General features: G+C 61.3%; 25 protein-coding genes and 1 tRNA gene. 11 read left to right on the top strand and 15 right to left on the bottom strand.

Annotated elements, in window-relative coordinates:
- Positions 1–34: 34 nt before the first annotated feature.
- The gene (locus tag J2X43_RS14055) at positions 35–1,471 is read right to left on the bottom strand and encodes an MFS transporter (protein ID WP_405049591.1); all 1,437 of its coding nucleotides are present in this window, start codon (positions 1,469–1,471) and stop codon (positions 35–37) included.
- Between the two features lie 227 nt (positions 1,472–1,698).
- On the opposite strand from J2X43_RS14055, the gene J2X43_RS14050 reads away from it, so the two are divergent.
- The 4 genes from J2X43_RS14050 to J2X43_RS14035 all read left to right on the top strand — a co-directional run bounded on the left by J2X43_RS14050 (position 1,699) and on the right by J2X43_RS14035 (position 3,589).
- Positions 1,699–1,959 (top strand): hypothetical protein, encoded by a 261-nt coding sequence (locus J2X43_RS14050; RefSeq protein ID WP_112387080.1) that lies wholly within the window; start codon positions 1,699–1,701, stop codon positions 1,957–1,959.
- Between the two features lie 98 nt (positions 1,960–2,057).
- A complete protein-coding gene (locus tag J2X43_RS14045) occupies positions 2,058–2,993 on the top strand; it encodes a DMT family transporter (protein WP_310294772.1) in 936 nt (311 codons plus the stop codon).
- Between the two features lie 70 nt (positions 2,994–3,063).
- Complete coding sequence (locus J2X43_RS14040) at positions 3,064–3,294, top strand: hypothetical protein (protein ID WP_310294769.1); 231 nt, start codon at positions 3,064–3,066, stop codon at positions 3,292–3,294.
- A gap of 58 nt (positions 3,295–3,352) precedes the next feature.
- Entirely contained in the window at positions 3,353–3,589 is a 237-nt protein-coding gene (locus J2X43_RS14035) for a hypothetical protein (RefSeq protein WP_112515970.1), read from the top strand.
- A gap of 15 nt (positions 3,590–3,604) precedes the next feature.
- On the opposite strand, the gene J2X43_RS14030 is transcribed toward J2X43_RS14035, so the two are convergent.
- Positions 3,605–3,793 (bottom strand): hypothetical protein, encoded by a 189-nt coding sequence (locus J2X43_RS14030; protein WP_112537685.1) that lies wholly within the window; start codon positions 3,791–3,793, stop codon positions 3,605–3,607.
- A gap of 311 nt (positions 3,794–4,104) precedes the next feature.
- Here J2X43_RS14030 and J2X43_RS14025 point away from each other — a divergent pair, with 311 nt between their 5' ends.
- On the top strand, positions 4,105–4,509 hold the full coding sequence (locus tag J2X43_RS14025; RefSeq protein WP_112387075.1) for a hypothetical protein: 405 nt from the start codon (positions 4,105–4,107) through the stop codon (positions 4,507–4,509).
- Between the two features lie 45 nt (positions 4,510–4,554).
- Here the strand turns inward: J2X43_RS14025 and J2X43_RS14020 are convergent, their stop codons facing one another.
- On the bottom strand, positions 4,555–4,704 hold the full coding sequence (locus J2X43_RS14020; RefSeq protein ID WP_310294765.1) for an entericidin: 150 nt from the start codon (positions 4,702–4,704) through the stop codon (positions 4,555–4,557).
- Positions 4,705–4,958: 254 nt separating this feature from the next.
- Between J2X43_RS14020 and J2X43_RS14015 the strand changes: the two genes are divergently transcribed.
- The 3 genes from J2X43_RS14015 to J2X43_RS14005 all read left to right on the top strand — a co-directional run bounded on the left by J2X43_RS14015 (position 4,959) and on the right by J2X43_RS14005 (position 6,341).
- Positions 4,959–5,165: a hypothetical protein gene (locus J2X43_RS14015; protein WP_310294763.1), complete on the top strand. Its 207-nt coding sequence runs from the start codon at positions 4,959–4,961 to the stop codon at positions 5,163–5,165.
- A gap of 93 nt (positions 5,166–5,258) precedes the next feature.
- Positions 5,259–5,975 carry a YoaK family protein gene (locus J2X43_RS14010; protein ID WP_310294761.1) on the top strand — a complete coding sequence of 239 codons (717 nt, stop codon included), beginning with the start codon at positions 5,259–5,261 and terminating at the stop codon, positions 5,973–5,975.
- A 57-nt stretch (positions 5,976–6,032) separates the two neighbouring features.
- Positions 6,033–6,341: a hypothetical protein gene (locus J2X43_RS14005; RefSeq protein WP_112387071.1), complete on the top strand. Its 309-nt coding sequence runs from the start codon at positions 6,033–6,035 to the stop codon at positions 6,339–6,341.
- 90 nt (positions 6,342–6,431) lie between these two features.
- On the opposite strand, the gene J2X43_RS14000 is transcribed toward J2X43_RS14005, so the two are convergent.
- From J2X43_RS14000 to J2X43_RS13970, 7 genes are all read right to left on the bottom strand, one after another.
- A tRNA-Lys gene (locus tag J2X43_RS14000) sits at positions 6,432–6,507 on the bottom strand.
- A gap of 146 nt (positions 6,508–6,653) precedes the next feature.
- Entirely contained in the window at positions 6,654–7,568 is a 915-nt protein-coding gene (locus J2X43_RS13995; protein ID WP_310294759.1) for a PhzF family phenazine biosynthesis protein, read from the bottom strand.
- Between the two features lie 65 nt (positions 7,569–7,633).
- On the bottom strand, positions 7,634–8,380 hold the full coding sequence (locus J2X43_RS13990; protein WP_310294757.1) for an NUDIX hydrolase: 747 nt from the start codon (positions 8,378–8,380) through the stop codon (positions 7,634–7,636).
- Positions 8,377–9,486, bottom strand: a complete 1,110-nt coding sequence (locus tag J2X43_RS13985; RefSeq protein ID WP_310294755.1) for an endonuclease/exonuclease/phosphatase family protein — start codon at positions 9,484–9,486, stop codon at positions 8,377–8,379. Before J2X43_RS13985 ends, J2X43_RS13990 begins: the two co-directional genes overlap by 4 nt.
- Positions 9,487–9,556: 70 nt before the next feature.
- Positions 9,557–10,585, bottom strand: a complete 1,029-nt coding sequence (locus J2X43_RS13980; RefSeq protein ID WP_310294753.1) for an ABC transporter ATP-binding protein — start codon at positions 10,583–10,585, stop codon at positions 9,557–9,559.
- Complete coding sequence (locus tag J2X43_RS13975; RefSeq protein WP_310294751.1) at positions 10,573–12,267, bottom strand: iron ABC transporter permease; 1,695 nt, start codon at positions 12,265–12,267, stop codon at positions 10,573–10,575. The genes J2X43_RS13980 and J2X43_RS13975 overlap by 13 nt, the downstream gene beginning before the upstream one ends.
- A 16-nt stretch (positions 12,268–12,283) precedes the next feature.
- Positions 12,284–13,264 (bottom strand): ABC transporter substrate-binding protein, encoded by a 981-nt coding sequence (locus J2X43_RS13970; protein WP_112537694.1) that lies wholly within the window; start codon positions 13,262–13,264, stop codon positions 12,284–12,286.
- 178 nt (positions 13,265–13,442) lie between these two features.
- Between J2X43_RS13970 and J2X43_RS13965 the strand changes: the two genes are divergently transcribed.
- Entirely contained in the window at positions 13,443–14,501 is a 1,059-nt protein-coding gene (locus J2X43_RS13965) for an aldo/keto reductase (RefSeq protein WP_310294748.1), read from the top strand.
- Positions 14,502–14,554: 53 nt separating this feature from the next.
- Here J2X43_RS13965 and J2X43_RS13960 read toward each other — a convergent pair whose 3' ends face one another.
- Positions 14,555–15,001 (bottom strand): GNAT family N-acetyltransferase, encoded by a 447-nt coding sequence (locus J2X43_RS13960; protein ID WP_310294746.1) that lies wholly within the window; start codon positions 14,999–15,001, stop codon positions 14,555–14,557.
- 103 nt (positions 15,002–15,104) lie between these two features.
- Positions 15,105–16,328 (bottom strand): PLP-dependent aminotransferase family protein, encoded by a 1,224-nt coding sequence (locus J2X43_RS13955; RefSeq protein WP_310294745.1) that lies wholly within the window; start codon positions 16,326–16,328, stop codon positions 15,105–15,107.
- A 283-nt stretch (positions 16,329–16,611) separates the two neighbouring features.
- On the opposite strand from J2X43_RS13955, the gene J2X43_RS13950 reads away from it, so the two are divergent.
- Complete coding sequence (locus J2X43_RS13950) at positions 16,612–17,712, top strand: branched-chain amino acid aminotransferase (RefSeq protein WP_310294743.1); 1,101 nt, start codon at positions 16,612–16,614, stop codon at positions 17,710–17,712.
- Positions 17,713–17,792: 80 nt separating this feature from the next.
- A complete protein-coding gene (locus tag J2X43_RS13945; RefSeq protein ID WP_310294741.1) occupies positions 17,793–18,380 on the top strand; it encodes a methyltransferase domain-containing protein in 588 nt (195 codons plus the stop codon).
- 52 nt (positions 18,381–18,432) lie between these two features.
- On the opposite strand, the gene ilvC is transcribed toward J2X43_RS13945, so the two are convergent.
- From ilvC to J2X43_RS13930, 3 genes are all read right to left on the bottom strand, one after another.
- On the bottom strand, positions 18,433–19,452 hold the full coding sequence (gene ilvC / locus J2X43_RS13940; protein WP_112387060.1) for a ketol-acid reductoisomerase: 1,020 nt from the start codon (positions 19,450–19,452) through the stop codon (positions 18,433–18,435).
- Between the two features lie 51 nt (positions 19,453–19,503).
- Entirely contained in the window at positions 19,504–20,169 is a 666-nt protein-coding gene (locus J2X43_RS13935; RefSeq protein ID WP_310294738.1) for a TetR/AcrR family transcriptional regulator C-terminal domain-containing protein, read from the bottom strand.
- Positions 20,170–20,265: 96 nt separating this feature from the next.
- Positions 20,266–21,174, bottom strand: coding sequence for an AraC family transcriptional regulator (locus tag J2X43_RS13930; protein ID WP_310294736.1), 909 nt, complete (start codon positions 21,172–21,174; stop codon positions 20,266–20,268).
- Positions 21,175–21,336: the final 162 nt, after the last annotated feature.

Below are 21,336 nucleotides of genomic sequence, written 5' to 3'. Positions count from 1 at the left end.
GCGCTGAAAACGCCTGCGCGCGGAAATGGTTCCATCACTTTTCCAGTTTTTTCACATAACGGCGGTGGCGCGAAACCTCGGCCCCTGCATTATCGGGAAGCTTGATGAAACGCAGACAGGCGATCACACCGATGATGCCGATGGTCAGAAACGCCCAGCGGAAATCCGCAAGCTCCGGACGCAACGCGCCGCGGCTCGCAGCCGAGATGTTGAGGGCGGCAGCAGCGACCGCCACGCCGAGCAGCATCGACACCTGCTGCAGCATGCTCGACAGGGTCGACGCAGAACTGCGCTGCGCTGCATGGATATCGGCGAAAGATAGCGTGTTGAGCGCCGTAAACTCCATCGACCGCGAAAGCCCGGCAATGAAGAGAACCGCGTAGATCAGCAGCGTCGATGTATTCTCGCCGAAAAATCCGCAGGCGATGATCGAGCCCGAGGCGATGAGACCGTTGACGACAAGGACGGTACGGAACCCGAAGATCGCCAGCAACGGCGTCGTCACCGTCTTCATGCCAAGATTGCCAAGGAAATAGACGAGCAGATAGGCGCCAGCCGCAATCGAGCTCATGCCGAAACCCAATTGAAACAGCAGCGGCAGCAGGAACGGCGTCGCATTGATGGCGACCCGACAGGCAGTACCCGCCGATAGTGTCGACAAGGCAAACGTCTGCACTTTGAAGGCCGACAGGTCGAGCAGCGGATTGGGCACTTTCAGGAAATGTCGCGTCGCAAGATAGGAAAACAGCACGCCGCCGCCAAACATCGCCGCGACGGGCAGCAGCCCGCCGCTCCATTTCACCGACAACTCAAGTGCCGCCAGCAGCAAAGTCAGCCCTGCAGCACTCAGCACGAAGCCGAGGACATCCAGCCGCCCGGCCTCCTCTTCCCGCTGTTCGGGAACGAAGCGCAGCACCAGCGCGAGACCGATCAGGCCGATCGGAATATTGATGAGAAAATTCCAGTGCCAGCTGGCATAGGTGGTGATGAAGCCGCCAAGCACCGGGCCGACGACCGGTGCCGTCAGCGCCGGCCAGGTGATCAACGCGATCGCCTGGACGAGCTCCGATTTCCGGGCGTTCTTCAGGACGATGATCCGTCCGACAGGCGTCATCAGGGCACTGCCTGCGCCCTGGATCGCCCGGGCAACGATGAATTCGCCCAAAGTGCTCGAAAGACCGCAAAACAGCGACGCCGCAGTGAACACGGCGATCGAGATCAGAAACACCCGCCGGGCGCCAAAGCGGTCGCCGAGCCAGCCGGACAGCGGAATGAAGGCCGACATGGTCAGCATGTAGACGGTGATGCCGATGCTCATCGAGACAGGCTGCACGCCAAAACTCGCCGCCATCTGCGGCAGCGAGGTTGCGACGATGGTGCCGTCGAGGATCTGCATGAAGAAGGATACGGCGACGACGAGCGCCACGATCTTCGCCTGACGTGCGCTGGCGGCTTCGTTAGTGTCTGTCATGTCCGCCGGGGTCATCGAGTGGCCAATGCGATTGCAATTCCGTAGCACCGGCATGAAGCAGCCGAAAAGGCCAGCCGGCAGGGCGATGACAGTGCATACGCCGGTTATTGGATACCGGAAAGGCCAAATCTTGCATCATCTGACGGTTCGCTTGGCACAAAACGCCTCGCCGCACGTTCTTCAATCGTAAGGGCAATTCGCCACTTTTTTCGATTGAGGACATTTTCATGACGCCGGAAGACAGACGCACCGTTTTCAGCAACCGTAAGATTGAAGCCGTCGTTGAAGGAATGACCCAGGATGACGGCACAGACAATCCGATCACCGGCAAATCGCTTGGGGATGCCATTCTCTTCGTCGTCGAGCAGGCGGCCACCGATGCATCGAGCGTCCATATCATCTATGGCGGCAAGGGCACGCTCAGCTATACGGATTGCCTGAGCATCTATCGCGAATACGGAGCGCAGCTGCGCAGCGAGGCAAGCTGACCGGGTACCGCATGGCAGCTATTCGCGGTCACCCCTGCCCGCGCCTGCTTTTCTTGCGTATGTGAGGGTGCGATCCCTCTCAAACGCGATTCTATATCATGCCCTCTTCTGCCTCGCCGCTCCGCGGCGTTCTCGTCGCGTTTGCGGCTTACGCCGTTTTTGCCTTCAGCGACGCTTCCATCAAGATCCTGCACGGCGCCATCCCCGCCTATCAGATCGCCTTCCTCGGCTGCGCTTTCGGTCTCGTCGTCATGCCCTTCATCAAGTCGAAGGACGACAGCTGGTTCGACATGGTCAAGACGTCGAACCGCACGCTCTGGATGCTGCGCTTCGTCTGCGGTGCCGTCGGCGCTATCGCCTCGATCATCACCTTCACGAAGCTGCCGATGGCCGAGGCCTTCTGCCTGCTCTTCCTGCTTCCGTCCTTCGTCACCATCCTGTCGGTCATCTTCCTCAAGGAAGATGTCCGCTGGCAGCGCTGGACCGCTGTCGTCGTCGGCTTCATCGGCGTGCTGATCGTCCTTCGCCCGGGCTTCCGCGAATTGTCGGTCGGCCATCTGGCGGCCGCGATCGGCGGCCTCAGCGCGGCGATCTCGATCGTCATCCTGCGCGCCATGGGACCGGCCGAAAAGCGGCTGTCCCTCTACGGCGCCGGTCTTCTCGGAACATTGACGGTCAGCGGCCTGCTGATGATCTCCAACATCGCCGTACCGACCGCGCAGGAATGGTTCTTCATCGCCAGCTACGGCATACTCGGGGCGATCGGCAACGTGCTGCTGATGAGCGCCGCCCGCCTGGCGCCGGCCAGCCTCGTCGCGCCGCCGCAATACAGCCAGATGATCTGGGCGATCGCCTTCGGCTACCTGATCTTCGACGACGCCATAGACCTGCCGATGGCAGGCGGCATCGCGCTGATTATCTGCTCCGGACTGCTGACGCTGATCCGCGAACGCAAGCGCGGCACTCCGCTGCCAACGGCCGTGGTATCGACCGACAATCAGGCGCCCGCCGTTACCACGGCGGCAACCGACTGATCCGATTTGAGGCTTCGTAAGCGGAACAATCCCGTCAGCGGCCTGTTCCCCATAAAACAACGGAGGCTTCATGGCTGACACAAAACCAAACGAGGGCCGGCAACCCTCGCTTTCCCCGGCAGAGGAAGAACAGCGCATCTACGCGGCGGAGCGCCGCAGCTGGCTGATCTGGACCTTCGGGATCGCCGGCGCCATCGTCGCGGTCATCGTCGCCGGAACGGTGGCGATTTCGCCCTGGCCGGATCCGGCAACCACAGGCTCGACGCCGAAACCACAGCATATCGAGGCGCCGGCGCCGTGAACGGCTTTCCCGGCGCGGATTTCGTCTGTATGACCGGCTCAGTTGAAGAGGATAGCAGATGGCCGCACGCGACCGTTTTTCGAAGAAGCTCACTTGCCCGCAATGCGGCAACAGCGGTATCGCGGAAGTCTCGGAAGACGATCACCCGACCCGCAAGCACCCGGCTTTCCTAGTCGATGAAATGCCGCGCGGGTTCTTCGAGGAAAAGGCCTCCAACTTCCAGGAGACCTATATCATCCGCTGCGAATGCGCCCGGAAATTCCCCTTCCGGGCATTAACGGAAAAGACTGCCTGACGCCGGAGAAAGCGCTCAGGCAAGCCCGAGCGGCATTTCTGCAACCTTGCGGCCCGGACCGTAGTCGCGCTCATGAGAAGAGCGGTAGCGCCCGTCGCGGCGGGTGCTGACATCGATGCGCTGGCTGTCGAAAAGGCCATCCGCATAGGTACCGGTATCCTCGCTCTGGACTTCCGATTTTGCGGCAAAAATTTTAAAGATCATCGTTTCCTCCAGTTCGCTGCCTTAACGGCAAGCAGCTCGCTTCCGTTCCACCCTAACGCCCATATAGTTAAAAAATTAACCATAACCCGGCGAGAAATTTCCGCTCCCCAGGGCTGGCCTGTCGCTGGCCGTGCCCTACCTCATTCCTTGCGATGGAGATCGCTTTTACTCTCACTTCCCCAGCTACCCCCGCTTCGGCGGGGTTTCTTTTCCCTCGAAGAAAAAATAGGGCGAGACCACTAACAAAGCATGGATTTTCCCATGCCGGAACAGGTGGTATTCTTGCTGTGGGTTAACAGAGGGAAAATGTCATGCCGCGCTTAGCAGAACTGTACTTCAAGACTGCCGTTATCTTCTTCATCATCGGTATATCGATTGGCCTGAAGATGGCGATATCGGAAGATCACACCGTCATCGGCGCCCATGCGCACTGTAATCTCTTGGGTTGGGTCAGCATGGCGCTGTTCGGCGGCTACTATGCGCTCAATCCGAAGAAGGCAGAGCGGCGGATCGCGATGATTCAATATTATGTCTATACGCTGGGCGTCGCGATCATGGTCCCGGCGCTCTACATGATGCTCGAAGGCAACATGGCAATGGAGCCGCTGGTGGCGGTCTCCTCCCTGATCGTCTTCGCCGGCGTGCTGCTGTTTGCTTTCGTCATCTTTTCGCCGAAAGACAGCGTCGCCACACCGACGCCGCAGCCGCTGCGCTAACCGCATCCGGCACCAGCATCAGGCGCCGTTCGCCAGCGGACGGCGCTATGCGCCTGCAGACAGCACGCGATGCGTGGCATTGTCCATCGCGTGGCTCGCGTCCTGGCCGTCACGCTTCAGGCCCCAGGCGGTATTTCCGCAGGATGCAAGCAAGAGAGCGGAAAGGCAGACGAAAGCGAGAGAAAATTTCGGCATCGATATCCCCTGTGTCAAAACTGGCAATGGGATGAAGATGTTACCAAGCTCGCCGAAATCAATAGCCGCCGCCGCAGGCACGCGCCGCTTTATTCAACGCCGCCGTGAAAAGGCCTGTGTCACGGCCATGTCACGCGAAATCCTCAGCGGCGGATGTTACAAGAATAACGAGGCGTCTGTTTTGCGTTATGCCTCCTGTTCGTAGGCCCGCCTCACCCCAAAAGCGGCGGGCCTCTCCACCTTCGGGATCCGACATGTTCAAGAGATTGGCCAAGTTCCTGAATCCGCCACCGCCGAACAGCTATATCTGGCACGAATGCACGCCACCCTACCCACCGCGCAGCACCGTCGACGGCGCCTTCACGCGCGACGGCCAGCCGACATGGCGCCGGATCACCGCTGATGGCTGGGAGTACCGCCAGGACGGCGAAACCGCAGCCCTCCACCGCCTCTCCGCCTGAGGCCGCCACCGGCTATTTCTAGCAGCTTGCGCTACAGCGAGACTCACGGCTGACTGCGGCAATAGCAAAGCCGTTTCAGCGAGCCGTCTGCACATGCTGGTCCATGAAGGCGAAAGCCGGACATCGAAGATCGATCTGCTTCTTGCAACCGCCCTCGCCTTCGTCGCTGGCGGCGTCAACAGTGCCGGATATCTGGCCTTCGGCTATTTCTCGGCGAACATGACCGGCAACGTCTCGATGATCTCCGATCATCTGTCCATCCGTGAACTCAACGCCGCCATCGCCTTTGCGACCATCGTCGTGATGTTCATCCTCGGCGCCTTCTGCGCCTCGTTGTTCATCGAGATTGGCAGGCAACGGCGGCTTTCGAATATCTATGCGCTGACTCTGCTGGCCGAATCCGCCCTCCTGATGGGCGTCGGCGTCTACACCGCTTCATCGGCCTTCGGCGGAATCACCATTGCCGGCCTGCTTGCCTTCACCATGGGCATCCAGAACGCCGCCTCGACTCGCATATCAGGCAGCCGGGTGCGAACTACCCATGTCTCCGGCATCGCAACTGATATCGGTGTCGGTCTTGCGCTTCTGATCGGCAACAGCACCGCATCCGACCGGGCGCAGACCGTCCGCCGCCTGAGCCTGCACGGTACCACGATCCTTTCCTTCCTGCTGGGCGGCGTCGCTGGCGTGCTTGGCTACAAGCTGGCAGGCGGGATGGTCTTCTGTGTCTTCGCAATCATCCTGCTGGCTCTGTGTGCCGGCTATCTGCGCAGCCGCACGGCAGCGGCCTTGCCGGGGACGAAAACATGACCATCTGATTGGATGAGGCCGCAAGAGAGCGATCAGTGGCCCGAACTGGAGGCTAGAATGAAGATCCTGATTGCCGCGCTTGCCGCAGCCGCCCTGTTGCCATCGGCAGCCCTTGCGCTCGACGCGATCGAGGTCAAGGCGCGCGACCATTCCTGCGAGGAACTGGCAAAGATCATCCGCCAGAACCCGGCGGTCTTCGTCCGGATCGGCATCGGTGGCCGCAGTTTCCGTCACCCGCCGTCGCAGTGCCGTCTGGGCGACAAGTGGGCAACCACGAGCCTCAGAGACGCCACGGGCAAGCAATGCGTGCTCGACTATGCCTGCGTCTACGATCCGGAATCTTTCTACAACAAATTCCCGCACTGACAGCCGCAGACGCATGGCCGAAGAAACTAAAAAGCGGCCTTTCGGCCGCCTGCGTCATCAGCGATATATCTAATCTTTTCAAAGAGAAGATGGTGGGTGATGTAGGGCTCGAACCTACGACCCGCTGATTAAGAGTCAGCTGCTCTACCAACTGAGCTAATCACCCATTCCCTAGCGTTTCCGCCGGTGTCCCGTGCATCTCTGCGCGGTGTGAGGGGGCGTATAAACAGGATATTCGACCTTGTCTAGCGCCCCTGGAAAAATTCTTCGATTAATTCCGAGATTTTTCTGCATGGCTGAAATGCAATGAAATCAAAGGTCGAGCGAACCCGTTGCCAGACGCACTGCCTGGCCGCCGATCCGGGCATTCGAGATCGCCCCGCCCTCCACATCCATGTGAAGATGGATCATCGAGGGCCGCCCCATTTCCACACCCTGCTCGACAGTGATCGGGTGATGGCCATCGGGCAGCCGGTCGAAATGATGGATGGCGCCCGACAATGCGGCGACCGCGGAGCCTGTCGCCGGGTCTTCGGTGATCCCCATTCCGCTCGCAAACATCCGGGCATGGAACTTAGCTGAATGGTTCGGCCCGCCACGACAGTAGATATAGGCGGACGCCAGGGCCCCGTCGACGAAGGGCACGGTCTTTTCCCAAAGCTGCGGATCGAACTCCATGCGCTTTGCCGCGCCGATATCGTGAATGGGCACCAGCAGGAACGGCACGCCGGCGCTCCAGATGCAGGGCACGTGATTCTCGAAGCCGATCTCGGTCACCTTCAGCGAGAGCGCGTTGGCGATCCCGAGCTTTTCGAGCGGCATGCTGATCTGCTGCGATTTGCGCGGCAGGTCGAACTCCGCGAAGCTCGCCTCGCCCTCACGCAGCTTCACGGCACAGCGCACCGGGCCGACATTCTCCTCCAGCACGCAGACGAGATCGAGCGCCCCATCCTTGCCATGTGTCCGCTCGGCCAGCGCGATCGCGGTGCCGACGGTCGGGTGACCGGCAAACGGCAGTTCGCGCCCCGGCGTGAAGATACGGATCCTGGCGCTGTAAGCCGGATTCGTTGCCTTCTGGACGAAGACGGTTTCGGAAAGATTGGTCTCACGGGCGATCGATTGCATCGCCTCATCGCTCAAGTCCTCGCCGTCGAAGATGACGGCCAGCGGATTGCCGGCGAGCTTGCGGTCGGTGAACACGTCATAGACGCTGTAGCTGCGCGCCACATCGGCCTCCTTGAATCGGTCATCGAAGGCTCAACCTGCCCGACCGGCGAAACGAGTGCAAGATATTAGGTTTCGATTGGATTACCGAAATACCAATCGATCACCGGGAACATCGCGACGTTATAGGGAAAGGCGGCGTGATCGGCCGAACGGATAGCAACCGCACCGGCGATTTCCTTGTCCTCGGCAACAAGCATATGGGCCGCGATCCTCTCGACGATCTGGTCGGCGGTCAGATCGAAGCGGAACAGCCGGAAGACCGTCACCGTGCGCCTGAAATGGCTGGCATAATAGCGTTCGCCCGGCGTCGAATCGGCAAGGTCGAGGCCGGTTTCCTCCAGCACCTCGCGGCGCATGTTGAATTCGACATCGCAGACACCGGATACGATATCCTCGGGCTCCAGCGAACCGGCGGCGAAATAGACCTGCCCGGGATTGGCGGTATGCGCGCCCATACGGATCGCCACCAGCGCACCGTCGGAGCTTTCGATGACAGGATAGGCGAAGAGATGCATGCCGCCCATGCGATCCTGCTGGCGGCGCCAGTACATGAAGGTCGAGAAGGGTATGATATATCCCTGCCCCTGCAGCCCCTCCTCCCCGAATGCCAACTGGTGCTGAAACACCATGCGCCCGTCGAACAGCGCCGGATTGGCCTCCACTTCAGCCTTCCAGTTCGCGGCGATCTCGTCTCGTCTCGATTCGCGGTAGGGATGCTCGCCATCGAGCACCCGAAGGTTCAGCGCGGCGACGGGAAATACGGTCTGCTCCGGCGGCCAGCCGGCAAAATCCTCAGAAAATATGGAATTCATTTTAAATCCAATGTCATGACTACGGGGCAATGGTCGGATGCTTTCGGCCGGTCCCAGCCTGTGCGCGGATAGCGCTCCACCTCCTGGCCCGGCGGAAACACGGTGCGGAAGGGCTGGCCGTGGCGGATGATCTCGGGCTTGCGCCCGGCATTGGCGGCGGAAAGCGCCGGTGACAGCCAGATATAGTCGAGCTGACAAAGCCACTGCTCCTGCGGGCCGCGGGCGTGGTAAAGCGTCCAGCGATCGATCGGGTCGCGGCGGCGCATGACATTCTCCGCAAAGCCGTCATGGCTGAATGCGTCGAGCGCGCTTTCCGTTTCGTCGCGATGCTCGAATCGGTAACCGGTCCGACGGCTTCCGATCACATCGACGCGCTCCTGATAATCATTCATGTCGCCGCAGATGGCGAAATTCTTCGAGGCTGTCGCGCCCGCGCCGAATCGATCCTCGATGATCCGCCGCACCGCCCTCACCTCGGCCCGCCTCACCGGCATGGTCGATTGCCTTCCATCGAGGCCATCGCGCGGACTGCCCATCGATTTGAAATGCACGACATAGAGCGTGAAAGGCACGCCGCCGATGAGGAGATCGAGCTCCAGGCAATCGCGCTTGAAGACCTTGTCGTCGATATGTCCATGCGCCGCGAGCGTCTCGTCGAACAGGCCGAGATCGCGATAGGTGACCATCGCATGGCTCTTGATCTCGCGAAGCTCGATCTTTTGGCCGTCGCGGGTCTCCTCGCGCATCAGCACGGCGACGTCGATGCCGCGGCTGTCATTGCCCTCGACCAGATATTTCTGCCGGTAGCCATTGCCGACCATGCGGAACAGATAGCCGTATTCGAAGGCCTGCAGCGCCGCCATATTGTCGATCTCCTGCAGGCAGAGGATATCGGCGTCGGCATCGGCGATCGCGAGCGCCGTCATCTGCCGCGTGTCATCGGTGGAGGCAATCACACGCGCCTGCTCCAGCTGCTGGTAGACACCCTCGTTGCGCACTTCGAAGAGCTGGATGACCCGGTCCTGGCGCAGCTGGTTGCGAAAGCCGGTGAAGTCGAAACGCGTCATCAGGTTTTCGACATTGAACGTGGCAAGGCGAAGCGACATCAGGCATTCCCGGTTGGCATCGCAGCCATTAGTAGAGTCGAAAATCGCGTTCGTGAAGGCCGCAAAGTGATCAGAGCCGCCACGCTGACCGCACGGTGACAGCCAGCCGGTCGCCCGCCGAAACCGGCTCGCGGCTGAAGGCCCGCAGGATCTGCCCATCGGCCAGCGACAGCTTCAGCGCGTAGCGCTCGCCCTCGAACAGCACGGATTCGACCAGCGCAGGGATGCCTTCGCCGCCAATGGTCACATCTTCAGGGCGAACGAGGATATCGCAGCCGGGGCCATCGGCAGCCGCGCCACCAAGCGCCTCGCGCATCGCTTCCCAGTCAAGGCTTCTGGCATCACCGGCAGGAGACCTCAGGCGAAGGATCGCACCGCGGCCGATCAATCCGCCGACCATGCGCCCCTCCGGGCGGGCATAGATTTCGGCGGGTGGCGCGACCTGCAGCAGCCGTCCTTCGGACATCACGGCAACATCGGTCGCCAGTGCCATCGCCTCGCTCTGATCATGCGTCACATAGATCATCGTCGCGCCCGAACGCTGGTGAAACTCGCGAAAGGTCTCTTCCATCTCCTGCTTCAGGTGGCGGTCGAGATTGGCAAGCGGTTCGTCGAGCAGCACGACATCCGGCGACGTCACCAGGCAGCGTGCCAGCGCCACGCGCTGCCGCTGGCCACCCGACAGGTCCGCGGGGCGCCGCTCGGCATAATCGCCAAGCCTGACGGTCGCCAGCGCCTCCTGCACCTTGCTGCGATAGGCATCGCCGGAAATGCCCCTGACCTTGAGCGGATAACCGGCATTGTCGGCCACGCTCATATGCGGCCACAGCGCATAGGACTGGAAGACCATCGCCATGTTGCGCTTCTCGGGCGGCAGCGATTGCGATGCATCGGCAAGCAGCCGCTCGCCGAGATGGATAGAACCGTCGGTCGGCGTCTCGAAACCGGCGATCATCCTCAGAACCGTCGTCTTGCCGCAGCCGGAAGGGCCGAGCAGCGCCAGGAAACCGCCTTCCCGCACATCGAGCGATAGCCCATCGACCGCCGCTCGCCCGGTGCCGAAATCCTTGCTGACATGATTGAGCGTCAGTTTCGCCACGGCACCACTCCCTTGGGCAGCCGCTTTGCCAGCAATTCCAGAAGCAGCATCATGAAAACGACCATCAGCACGACAAGCACCGACAGCGCCGAAGCGAGGTCCGAGCTGCCGCTGTCGTCGAGATTGTAGATCGCCACGCCGAGCGTCTGCGTCCCCGCCGACCAGAGCAGCGCCGAAATCGTCAGCTCATTGCAGGCGATCAGGAAGACGAGAATGACGGAGGCACCGGCCGCCGGCGCAATAAGCGGCACGATGATATCGGCCAGCCTGCGGAAAAAGCCGGCGCCCGCAAGACGCGCCGCCTCTTCCAGCGCCGGATCCAGCTGATGGAAGGCGCTGACGACGGGCTTCAGGCTGACGGCAAAGAAGCTCGACAGATAGGCAAGCAAAATGATCCAGACCGTGCCGTAAAGCGTGATGTTGAGCACCGGCAGCGGCGCGGCAAAGACGAGGATGAACGAGACTGCGACGACGATGCCGGGCAGCGAATAGGGAATTTCGATCACGCTCGAGACGGTCCGCGCCAGGAGATCGCGGCGACAGCTCAGCGCATAGGCGGTCAGGATCGTCACCAGCAGGAGACATACCGCGGCACCTGCGGCCAGCGACAGCGAATTGACGAAGGCCGTCCGCGTCACCGCCTGCCGGAACAGGATTTCGTCGAAGGCGTGGAAGGTCATGGTCTTGAAGGTCAGCGGCACGCCATAGGCAGGCACCAGAGCACCGGCGACGAGCGCGAAGAACGGCGCGGCCAGCATGAAGAACAGGATGAGCCAGAGAAGCGGCGTGAATAGAAGCTTCCATGATCCGAGCTCAAAGGCAGCGGTTGCTCCTGACAATCCCAGCACCCGGTAATCGCGGCCGCGCAGCGCCCGGTCTTGGATCGCCAGACCGGCGACCGATATCAGCGCGATGATAGCGGAGAGCAGCGCGACATCGCCGAATGTCCGGCTGGTGAAGGCCGAGAATTTCGAGAAGATCAGGGTCGGCAGCGTATAGATCGATGCCGGAATGCCGAGAATGGCAGGGATGCCGAAATTGCCGGTGCAGGAAACGAACGAGATCGCCGCACCGGCGATGACGCCGGGCAGTGACAGAGGCAGGATGATATCGCGGAACACGCGAAGGCTCGATGCACCCGATAGCCGCGCCGCCTCGACGCCATCGCGCGGCAGGCTCATCAGGCTGGCCCGCAGCGCCAGATAGACCAGCGGCGCATGCTGCACACCGTAGAGCAGCGCGATGCCGCCGACCGAATAGAGCGGCTGTGGCGTGCCGAGCGGCGGCGCGATATGCAGCGCCTTCAGAAGCGGACTGGAGGGTCCGGACATCTGCACCCAGGCAAGTGCCGTCACCTGCGGCGGGATCATCATCGGCAGCACGAAAAGGAAACTGACGAGCCCCCTGCCGCGGATATCCGTCAGCGTCAGCACGAAGGCGAAGATGCAGCCGATGACCAAAGAAATGATGGTGCCGAGAATGGCGGTCACCAGTGTGTAATAGGTCGCGGACCAGAGCGCCGGATCGGAGAGTACCACTGCTGCGCCGCCCTCTGCGAATGCCTCAATCCCGGCCGCGGCAAGCCGCGCCAGCGGCAGTACGCTGAGAATAAGCACCACCATAACGATAAAAGGAAACAGCCAGACTGGCTGGCTGTTTCCCGGACGAACATAACCTTGCATCGGCGATCCGGTTCGATCAATTCGATCCGTAGATGCCCGAGAAGGTCTTCAGATCCTGATCCGTGTTCTTCAGCGCTTCAGCGGCATTGATCGGCAGCACCTTGATGCTGTCGCGTGCCGGAAAGCCTTCCGGAACCTTCATGCCGTTGCGGGCCGGAATATAGCCGAGTTTCAGGAAGCCTTCCTGGCCTTTTTCCGACAGAACGTAGTCGACGAATTTCTTCGCCGCATCGGCATTCTTGGCGCCGGCGAGAATGCCGACCGGTTCGGTGACGGCCGAAACCCCCTCTTCCGGAAAGACGAATTCGACGGGCGCGCCCTTGGCCTTTTCGCGGATCGGCATGTAGTCGACGACGACGCCGTAAGCCTTTTCGCCGGAAGCCACCGACTTCAAAATCGCGCCGTTGCCACCGGCAGCCGTCGCACCATTGCCGGCAAGCGCCTTGTAGTAATCCCAGCCGAGGCCCGGAACGGCCGCCAGCGTCTGTGCATGGATCAGCGCCGCACCGGAGGTGAGCGGGCTCGGCATGGTCACGAGGCCCTTGGCCTCAGGCTTTGCCAGATCCTTCCAGCTCGTCGGCTTCATCCCGGCCGAGGTGTTGTACATGATGCCTGTCGTAATCAGCTTGGTGGAATAGTAGTAGCCGTCAGCGTCGTAGAGCGCAGCGTCGTAGTTGACGGCTTCCGGCGACTTGTAGGCGAGCAGCTTGCCCGCTTCCTTCAGGCGCTCGAGTGTCACGGTATCGGCGATCAGCAGCACGTCGGCAACCGGATTGCCGGCTTCGATCTCGGCCTGCAGCTTCGCCATGATCTTTGGCGTGCCGTCGCGGACCCAATCGACCTTGATATCGGGATTGGCGGCCATGAAGCCATCGACAGTCGCCTGCGCGTCCTCGTTCGGCTGGCTGGTATAGAGAACCAGATTGCCGGCATGGGCCGAAACGGAGGCAAGACCTGCCGCGATCAGCGCGGCCAGTGCGGAGAGCTTCTTGTTCATGGCGATATCCCTGAGCGTGAATGTTAGCCGTTCCATAGACAGGCCGAATAACATGATTGTGACATCCGGCCAAAGATGCCGGAGGCGTGACATGAGCTCTGCGCTTGACCGCAGCGCGCCGGCGCTATTTTCTTGCGGCGGATTGCGTGTTTCCGTTCAAATTTTGGGAGAGAGAATTATGGAATACCGTCTGCTTGGCCGTTCCGGCCTGAAAATCTCGACAGTAACAATGGGCACCATGACCTTCGGCGGCGTCGGCTGGGCCAAGGCAACCGGCAGCCAGGACGTGGCGGAAGCAAGCCGCCTCGTCGACATGTGCCTGGATGCGGGCGTCAACCTGATCGACACCGCCGACGTCTATTCGTCCGGTGCCTCGGAGGAAATCATCGGCGAAGTGCTCGGCGGCAAGCGCAAGAGCGGCGTCATGCTCGCCACCAAGGCCCGCTTCCGCATGGGCGACGGACCGAACGACGTCGGCTCCTCGCGCCAGCATCTGATCGAAGCCTGCGAGGCAAGCCTGCGCCGCATGAAGACCGATGTCATCGATCTCTACCAGCTGCATGAATGGGACGGTCAGACGCCGGTCGAGGAAACCATGGAAGCGCTCGATACGCTCCTGCGCCAGGGCAAGGTCCGCTATATCGGCTGCTCGAACTTTTCCGGCTGGCACATCATGAAGGCGCTCGGCGTCTCCAAGGAGCACAACTACCAGCGCTTCGTCAGCCAGCAGATCCACTACACGCTGGAAGCCCGCGACGCCGAATACGAGCTGCTGCCCGTGTCGATCGACCAGGGCCTCGGCGTTCTCGTCTGGAGCCCGCTGGCTGCCGGCCTGCTCTCCGGCAAGCACCGCCGCAATCAGGCGACGCCCGAGGGTACCCGCCAGTTCGCCGGCTGGCCGGAGCCGCCGATCCGCGACGAGAATCGCCTGTGGAATATCGTCGATGTGCTGGTCTCGGTTGCCGAAAGCCGCGGTGTCTCGGCCGCCCAGGTAGCCCTCGCCTGGCTCATTGGCCGCCGGGCGGTGACTTCAGTCGTCATCGGGGGACGCACGGAAGCGCAGTTCAGGGATAATCTCGCCGCGGCCGAACTGACGTTGACCGCCGAAGAGCGCAAGCGCCTCGACGATGTAAGCGTCCCGCCGCTGCTCTATCCCTACTGGCACCAGCGCAACACCGCGAGCGACAGGCTGAGCGAGGCCGATCTCGAACTGCTCGCCCCGCATCTCAACCCGTAATCAGAGCATGATCGGCGCCCTCGGGCGCCGATTTCCTTACGATCAGCGAAGCGTTATCCGCCGAGCCCTTCAAGCGCCTTCGTAAATCTCAACCCGGTATGTTGATACCCGCAACGTTCATAGAGGCGGTGCGCGTCTTCGCGGCGGGAGCTGGGTTTCACTGTCGCGAGGCGGGCGCCACTATCAAAGAGCCAGCGCTCGCCATGAGCAACCAACAGTCCTGCGATACCTTTGCCTCTGAAGCTTGAGGAAACGACCAGCGCTGTGATGGCGCCATCGAGATCGTCTCGATAGAGAGTGGGAATGACGGATAAGGCGATCATTCCCGCCACGGCACCATCGTTATCGGCAACGAAGATCGCGTAGTCCTCGCGGTCGGTCAGCCGCTCGATTCGGGCGGCCATGTTGTCCGACGTTGTCGGATAACCCAGCTCGGCCATCAGTTTTGCCAATTCCTCGACATCCGACGGAGTAGCACTCCTGACCTCGATCCCGTTCATCGTCTTCCCTCAAACTTCGAAATTGGCGGGAAGATGCAGCGCGAGGCGAGTCGATGCAACCGAGCATCCGGCGTGAAAAAGCCAACCTTTGCCGGACCGGCTCCTAAAGCGCACCAACCTCGCTGGCCACCAGCTTGCCGAGGCGTCCGATACCCTCCTCGATCATCGCATCGTTGGCGCAGGAGAAGCTGAGGCGGACGGTGTTGGCGCCCGAGCCGTCGGCGAAGAACGCCTTGCCGGGCACGAAGGCCACCCTCGTGGTCTCGATCGACTTGGCCAGCAGCGCCGCGCCATCCATGCCCTCAGGCAGGGTGATCCAGATGAACATCCCGCCCTCAGGCTTCGTCCAGCTCACGCCGGCAGGCATATGCCGTGCAAGCGCATCAAGCATCGCATCGCGGCGATGGCCGTAGGCCGCCTTGATCTTCGCCACCTGCGCATCGAAACCACGTTCGGCAACCTCGGCAATAGCCATCTGGTTGATGGTCGAGGAATGCAGGTCGGCCGCCTGTTTCATCAGCACCAGCTTGCGAATGACCTGGGTATTGGCAACGATGAAGCCGACGCGCAGACCCGGCGCGAGCGTCTTCGAGAAACTGCCGCAATAGATCGTGCGGCTAAGGTTGATATGACCCTTCCTTGCGATCTCGAGCGCCAGGATCGGCGGGATCGCCTGGCCGTCATAGCGGAGATTCTGATAGGCCGCGTCTTCGATAACCGCGACATCCAGTTCTTCGGCCAGTGCCAGTACCTTTTCGCGGCCTTCGCGATCGACGCTCTCGCCGGTCGGATTGGAGAAATCGGCGGAGAGATAGGCGAACTTCACCTTGCCGCCATGCTTTTCGGCCGCGGCGCGATAGCTGTCCGGCGTCCGGTTGCCATTGGGCGTCAGCTGGTCGTAGGCCGGCTCGTAGGCGTTGAACGCCTGCAGCGCGCCGAGATAGGTCGGCCAGGTGACCAACGCGGTATCCTTCGGCGACAGGAACAGCTTGCCGAGATAATCGAGCCCCTGCTGCGAACCCGAGACGATGAAGACGTTTTCGGTCTCGCAGGCAATACCGAGCCCGGCCATCTGCGTCACCAGCCATTCGCGCAGCGGCTTGTAGCCTTCGCTGACGGAATATTGCAGCGCCGAATTGACCGCAGCGCCATCGAAGATGCCGGCATAGGCAGCCTTGAATTCCTTGTCCGGAAACAGCGCCGGATCCGGAATGCCGCCGGCAAAGGAGATGATATCGGGCTGGTCGAGCAGTTTCAGCAGCTCGCGAATCTCAGACGCACGCATCCGCGACGAACGCGTCGCAAACATTTCATCCCAGTTCAACATGGGGTTTCCTCGCACTCTTTTTATAATATCAGCAGATCATCACGGTCCGGAATTTATGTCAACAATGCTGACCTATTTTCTTGTCGCGGTAACAAGTTTGAAGGGATTGGCATCCAGAAGGCCTGCTCTTGCGGAAATCGGGCGCAATTCCCCGGACATTCGCCGCATCCCGCCGCGATTCCGCTCACGAAATGCCGAAACTCGGCGAAACAGACCTTTCCAAAACGGGGGCGGCAGCAGTAGTGTGCCGCGCATTATTCAATGGACTACCAAGGTGCCAGCAATGACCGCGACGTCGCCCTCTCCTGAAATCACAATCGAATTCCACAAATCTCCCGTCTCCGACGCAGACCGCACCAAGGCGATCGAAACGCCCGGCTTCGGGAAGGTCTTTACCGATCACATGGTTCTGGCGAAATGGACGGCCGACAAGGGCTGGCACGACGCAAAGGTTACCGCCCGCCGCCCGCTGGAACTCGACCCGGCGAGCGCCGTGCTGCACTACGCCCAGGAAATCTTTGAGGGCATGAAGGCCTACAAGGCTGACGACGGCCGCGTGCTGCTTTTCCGGCCGGAAGAAAATGCCCGCCGTTTCGCCCAGTCGGCCGCCCGCATGGCAATGCCCGCCGTGCCGGAAGAACTGTTCCTGAAGGCCGTCGAGGAGCTCGTCCGCGTCGACAAGAACTGGATCCCCACGGGTGATGCCAGCCTCTACCTTCGCCCCTTCATGTTCGCCAATGAAGCATTCCTCGGCGTGCGCCCGGCGCAGGAATATATCTTCTGCGTCATCGCCTCGCCGGTCGGAGCCTATTTCAAGGGTGGCGCCAAGGCTGTCTCCCTGTGGGTCGAGACGGAATATACCCGCGCGGCCGCCGGTGGCACCGGTGCAGCGAAGTGCGGCGGCAACTACGCAGCCAGCCTCGTGGCACAGGCAGAAGCCTCAAAGAAGGAATGCGACCAGGTCGTCTTCCTCGATGCAGCCGAACACCGCTGGGTCGAAGAACTCGGCGGCATGAACGTCTTCTTCGTCATGAACGACGGATCGGTCGTCACCCCACCGCTCGGCGGCACCATCCTGCCGGGCATCACCCGCGCTTCCGTCATCGTGCTGGCCGAGGAAAAGGGCTTGCGCGTCGAGCAGCGCCCCTATTCCTTCGCCGAATGGCAGGCTGATGCCAAGAGCGGCAAGCTCGTCGAAGCCTTCGCCTGCGGCACCGCTGCCGTTCTCGCTGGTATCGGTCTTGTCCGCCATGCCGGCGGCGAATTCCTGGTCGGCGACGGCCAGACCGGCAAGCTGACCACCGACCTGCGCCAGCAGCTCGTCGGCCTGCAGAAGGGCACCACCAATGACCAGCGCGGCTGGACCCGCCTGATCCCCGCCTGATCAGCATTTGGCCGAAACACGACACGCACTACGGAAACCGGGCCTCACGCCCGGTTTCTTGCTTTAGGGAGAGGAACAGAATGCCCAAGGACGAAACCTCAGCCTTTTATGACGTTAATGCCGAGACCTACGCGTCCCGCGAGCGCCGCCTTCCGGCGACACGGCTCGATGCTTTCCTCGCAGCCTTGCCACCCGGCGCGAGAATCCTCGAGCTCGGTTGCGGCGGCGGGCAGGACAGCGCCTACATGCTGAAGAAAGGCTTCGACGTGACGCCGACCGACGGCTCGCCCGAACTCGCCAAACAGGCGGAAAAGCTGATTGGCAGGCCTGTGACGGTCATGCGCTTTCAGGATCTGGAGAATGTGAACACGTTCGACGGCGTCTGGGCCGAAGCCAGCCTGCTGCATGTTCCGCGCGCCGAACTCCCTGATGTCTTCACCCGCATCCACCGCGCGTTGAAGCCCGGCGCCCCACTGCATGCAAGCTTCAAGAGCGGCGAGGCCGAAGGCCACGACGATCTGGGCCGCTATTACAACTACCCCTCTGTCGATTGGCTGACCGAATGCCTGTCTTCACGCGGCTGGCGCGACATTGCGCTATCGGAAGCCGATGGCGGCGGATACGACGGCAAGCCGACCCGCTGGCTTCATCTTACAGCGCGCAAATGAAAAAGGCCGGAGCTATCGCCCCGGCCTCTCGCAAAATCAGTCGCGGAAGCGATTAGTTGACCGACTTGTCGACCAGCTTGTTCTTGCCGATCCACGGCATCATACCGCGCAGCTTGGCGCCGACTTCTTCGATCTGGTGGCTGTCGTTCATGCGGCGGATGCCCTTGAAGCGCGAGCCGCCTGCACGGTATTCCTGCATCCAATCCGACGTGAACTTGCCGGTCTGGATGTCGTGCAGAACGCGCTTCATTTCAGCCTTGGTTTCAGCCGTGATGATGCGCGGGCCGGTGACGTATTCGCCCCATTCTGCCGTGTTCGAGATCGAGTAGTTCATGTTGGCGATACCGCCTTCATAGATCAGGTCGACGATCAGCTTCACTTCGTGCAGGCATTCGAAATAAGCCATTTCAGGAGCATAGCCTGCTTCCGTCAGGGTTTCGAAACCGGCGCGGATCAGCTCGACGAGACCGCCGCAGAGAACGACCTGTTCGCCGAAGAGGTCGGTTTCGCACTCTTCGCGGAAGTTGGTTTCGATGATGCCCGAACGGCCGCCGCCGACGCCGCAGGCGTAGGAGAGAGCGAGTTCAAGAGCGTTGCCCGAAGCGTTCTGGTGAACGGCAACGAGGCAGGGAACGCCGCCACCCTTCTGGTATTCGCCGCGAACCGTGTGGCCCGGGCCCTTCGGCGCGATCATGACGATGTCGACGGATGCCTTCGGCTCGATGAGGCCGAAATGGATGTTCAGGCCGTGGGCGAAAGCAATCGCAGCGCCGTCACGGATGTTGGCGGCGATGTCGGCCTTGTAGATGTCGGCCTGGAGCTCGTCCGGGGTCGCCATCATCATCAGGTCGGCCCAGCCGGCAGCTTCGGCAACGGTCATGACCTTGAAGCCGTCGGCTTCGGCCTTCTTGATCGTCGGCGAACCGGCCTTGAGGCCGATGACGACGTTCTGTGCGCCTGAATCCTTCAGGTTCAGCGCATGGGCGCGGCCCTGCGAACCGTAGCCGATAATGGCGACCTTCTTGGACTTGATCAGGTTGAGATCGGCATCACGATCGTAATAGACGCGCATTGTAAAGTTCCTTCCCTTTTGCTTGTCGCATCGTTTGATAGAAGCGGAAAATCAGGCGAGTGCCGGCATTTCCGCGAGAACCTTCTCCGTTCCGTACAGACGCAGGAAGGCGGTGACCGCCCTCTCCGCCTGACGGGCGGTATCCTTGAGGCCCGGTTCGCCGAGCAGCATGCGCACATGCAGATCGGAGACAACCAGGCCGTAAAGCGTGTGATATGCCTCATCGGCATCATGGAAGCGCAGGAGCCCTGCCCGCTTGCCGGCATCGATCAGCGCCATGGCGCGGCGATCGATCTGGCGGCGGCCGCGTTCGAGCAAAAGCTTTCCGAGTTTGGAGCCGTCGCGATGAGACTGGCCGATCGCCAGCCGGTTCAGCGCCAGCGACACGTCGCCCGCCAGAACCTCCAGCAAATCGCGTGCAAAGATGACGACATGGTCGTGCAGGCTGGCCGATGTCAGGCGTTCGCCGTTGCGCTCGAAGGTTCGTACCTTGCTCGCCTGATAGGCGATCATCGCCGACAGCAGGCCGTCGCGGTCGCCGAACCACTTGTAGAGGCTTTCCTTCGAGCAGTTGGCGGCGCGCGCCACACCCGAGGTCGTCAGCGCTTTTTCTCCGCCATCGACGAGAAGCTGCAACGCCTGCTCCAGAACAGCGTTCTGACGCGGCGAAAATTCGCTGGGCTCCAAGGTTTCGACAGACACGATATGCGCTCCCAAATACGTACCGTACCGTACGGTTCGCGACGTCTTATGCCGGAGCCTATAATCGCCGTCAAGCGAAATTCGTTGCTGCATCGCATCAAAAAACAGCGGCTATTCGGCGGCCATCTGCCCGCGCATGGCGTCGATATCCTTCAGCGGCGGCAGACCGTAGAGGCGGCCATATTCGCGGCTGAATTGCGATGGGCTCTGGTAGCCGACGCGGTAGCCGGCGGTGGCGACATCCACACGCTCGGTCAAAAGCAGGCGCCGCGCCTCGTGCAGCCGCAGCTGCTTCTGATATTGCATCGGCGTCATCGCCGTCACCGCCTTGAAATGGTGATGCAGCGACGAGACGCTCATGCTGACGTGATCGGCCAGCGCCTCGATCCGTAGCGCCTCGGCAAAATTCGTCCGCAGCCAGGCGACGGCGCGGGCAACCTTGTGGCTCTGGCTTTCCGCCAGCGTCATATCGAGCAGCCGCGAACCGTCGGGTCCCGTCAGTAGCCGGTAGGAGATCTCCTGCTCGATCAGCGGCGCCATGGCGGCGATATCATCGGGATTGTCGAGAAGCCGCAGCAGCCGGGCCGATGCATCAATCAGCTCCGGCGGCGCCGTCTTCACGACCAGGCCGCGCGAATCCTCCGGCGACGGCGTGGCGCGCGAAACCTTGGTGCGCGGCAACAGGTCGCTCAGCTTCTCGCTGTCGATGAACAGCGTGAAGCAGAGATAGGGAACATCGGCCGTCGCCTGCGTCACATGCGAGGCGACAGGCAGATCGAGCGACGTCAGCACATATTGACCGGCGCCGTAGACATGCACGTCGGAGCCGACCATCAGCCGCTTGCTGCCCTGCAGGACGAGCGAGAAACTCGGCTTGTAGGCTACGTGCTGCAGCCGTGTCGGACAGCTGCCCTTGAACACATGCAGGTTTTCGATCGCCGTTTCGGAATTTCCGTCCTTCTTGGCGTAACGGGCAATGATCGATGTCATTTCATCGAAGGGGCCAATATGTAACGTCATAACATTACCGTTTATTTTCTTGATATTACGCCTGCGGCGGTTGCCCAAATGATGGGATGGATTGTGCTCTTGCGCAAGGAGATTTGCAGGATCGTACAAAAAGCTTGCAGGATCGCTATACCGCTTTTGATGCGACCCGGGGCATAGTCCGCCATCCCTTCC

This window comes from Rhizobium sp. BE258, assembly GCF_031457345.1.
In the GTDB taxonomy this organism is placed as follows: domain Bacteria; phylum Pseudomonadota; class Alphaproteobacteria; order Rhizobiales; family Rhizobiaceae; genus Rhizobium.
Note: the sequence above shows the minus strand (reverse complement) of the source record. Positions and strands in the feature narration are given on the sequence as shown.

What these genes read in the sequence shown, in the direction of transcription:
- J2X43_RS14055 (WP_405049591.1), bottom strand. Translation starts at nt 1,471, where the DNA reads ATGACAGACACTAACGAAGCCGCCAGCGCACGTCAGGCGAAGATCGTG.
- J2X43_RS14050 (WP_112387080.1), top strand. Translation starts at nt 1,699, where the DNA reads ATGACGCCGGAAGACAGACGCACCGTTTTCAGCAACCGTAAGATTGAA.
- J2X43_RS14045 (WP_310294772.1), top strand. Translation starts at nt 2,058, where the DNA reads ATGCCCTCTTCTGCCTCGCCGCTCCGCGGCGTTCTCGTCGCGTTTGCG.
- J2X43_RS14040 (WP_310294769.1), top strand. Translation starts at nt 3,064, where the DNA reads ATGGCTGACACAAAACCAAACGAGGGCCGGCAACCCTCGCTTTCCCCG.
- J2X43_RS14035 (WP_112515970.1), top strand. Translation starts at nt 3,353, where the DNA reads ATGGCCGCACGCGACCGTTTTTCGAAGAAGCTCACTTGCCCGCAATGC.
- J2X43_RS14030 (WP_112537685.1), bottom strand. Translation starts at nt 3,793, where the DNA reads ATGATCTTTAAAATTTTTGCCGCAAAATCGGAAGTCCAGAGCGAGGAT.
- J2X43_RS14025 (WP_112387075.1), top strand. Translation starts at nt 4,105, where the DNA reads ATGCCGCGCTTAGCAGAACTGTACTTCAAGACTGCCGTTATCTTCTTC.
- J2X43_RS14020 (WP_310294765.1), bottom strand. Translation starts at nt 4,704, where the DNA reads ATGCCGAAATTTTCTCTCGCTTTCGTCTGCCTTTCCGCTCTCTTGCTT.
- J2X43_RS14015 (WP_310294763.1), top strand. Translation starts at nt 4,959, where the DNA reads ATGTTCAAGAGATTGGCCAAGTTCCTGAATCCGCCACCGCCGAACAGC.
- J2X43_RS14010 (WP_310294761.1), top strand. Translation starts at nt 5,259, where the DNA reads ATGCTGGTCCATGAAGGCGAAAGCCGGACATCGAAGATCGATCTGCTT.
- J2X43_RS14005 (WP_112387071.1), top strand. Translation starts at nt 6,033, where the DNA reads ATGAAGATCCTGATTGCCGCGCTTGCCGCAGCCGCCCTGTTGCCATCG.
- J2X43_RS13990 (WP_310294757.1), bottom strand. Translation starts at nt 8,380, where the DNA reads ATGAATTCCATATTTTCTGAGGATTTTGCCGGCTGGCCGCCGGAGCAG.
- J2X43_RS13985 (WP_310294755.1), bottom strand. Translation starts at nt 9,486, where the DNA reads ATGTCGCTTCGCCTTGCCACGTTCAATGTCGAAAACCTGATGACGCGT.
- J2X43_RS13975 (WP_310294751.1), bottom strand. Translation starts at nt 12,267, where the DNA reads ATGCAAGGTTATGTTCGTCCGGGAAACAGCCAGCCAGTCTGGCTGTTT.
- J2X43_RS13970 (WP_112537694.1), bottom strand. Translation starts at nt 13,264, where the DNA reads ATGAACAAGAAGCTCTCCGCACTGGCCGCGCTGATCGCGGCAGGTCTT.
- J2X43_RS13965 (WP_310294748.1), top strand. Translation starts at nt 13,443, where the DNA reads ATGGAATACCGTCTGCTTGGCCGTTCCGGCCTGAAAATCTCGACAGTA.
- J2X43_RS13960 (WP_310294746.1), bottom strand. Translation starts at nt 15,001, where the DNA reads ATGAACGGGATCGAGGTCAGGAGTGCTACTCCGTCGGATGTCGAGGAA.
- J2X43_RS13955 (WP_310294745.1), bottom strand. Translation starts at nt 16,328, where the DNA reads ATGTTGAACTGGGATGAAATGTTTGCGACGCGTTCGTCGCGGATGCGT.
- J2X43_RS13950 (WP_310294743.1), top strand. Translation starts at nt 16,612, where the DNA reads ATGACCGCGACGTCGCCCTCTCCTGAAATCACAATCGAATTCCACAAA.
- J2X43_RS13945 (WP_310294741.1), top strand. Translation starts at nt 17,793, where the DNA reads ATGCCCAAGGACGAAACCTCAGCCTTTTATGACGTTAATGCCGAGACC.
- ilvC (WP_112387060.1), bottom strand. Translation starts at nt 19,452, where the DNA reads ATGCGCGTCTATTACGATCGTGATGCCGATCTCAACCTGATCAAGTCC.
- J2X43_RS13930 (WP_310294736.1), bottom strand. Translation starts at nt 21,174, where the DNA reads ATGACGTTACATATTGGCCCCTTCGATGAAATGACATCGATCATTGCC.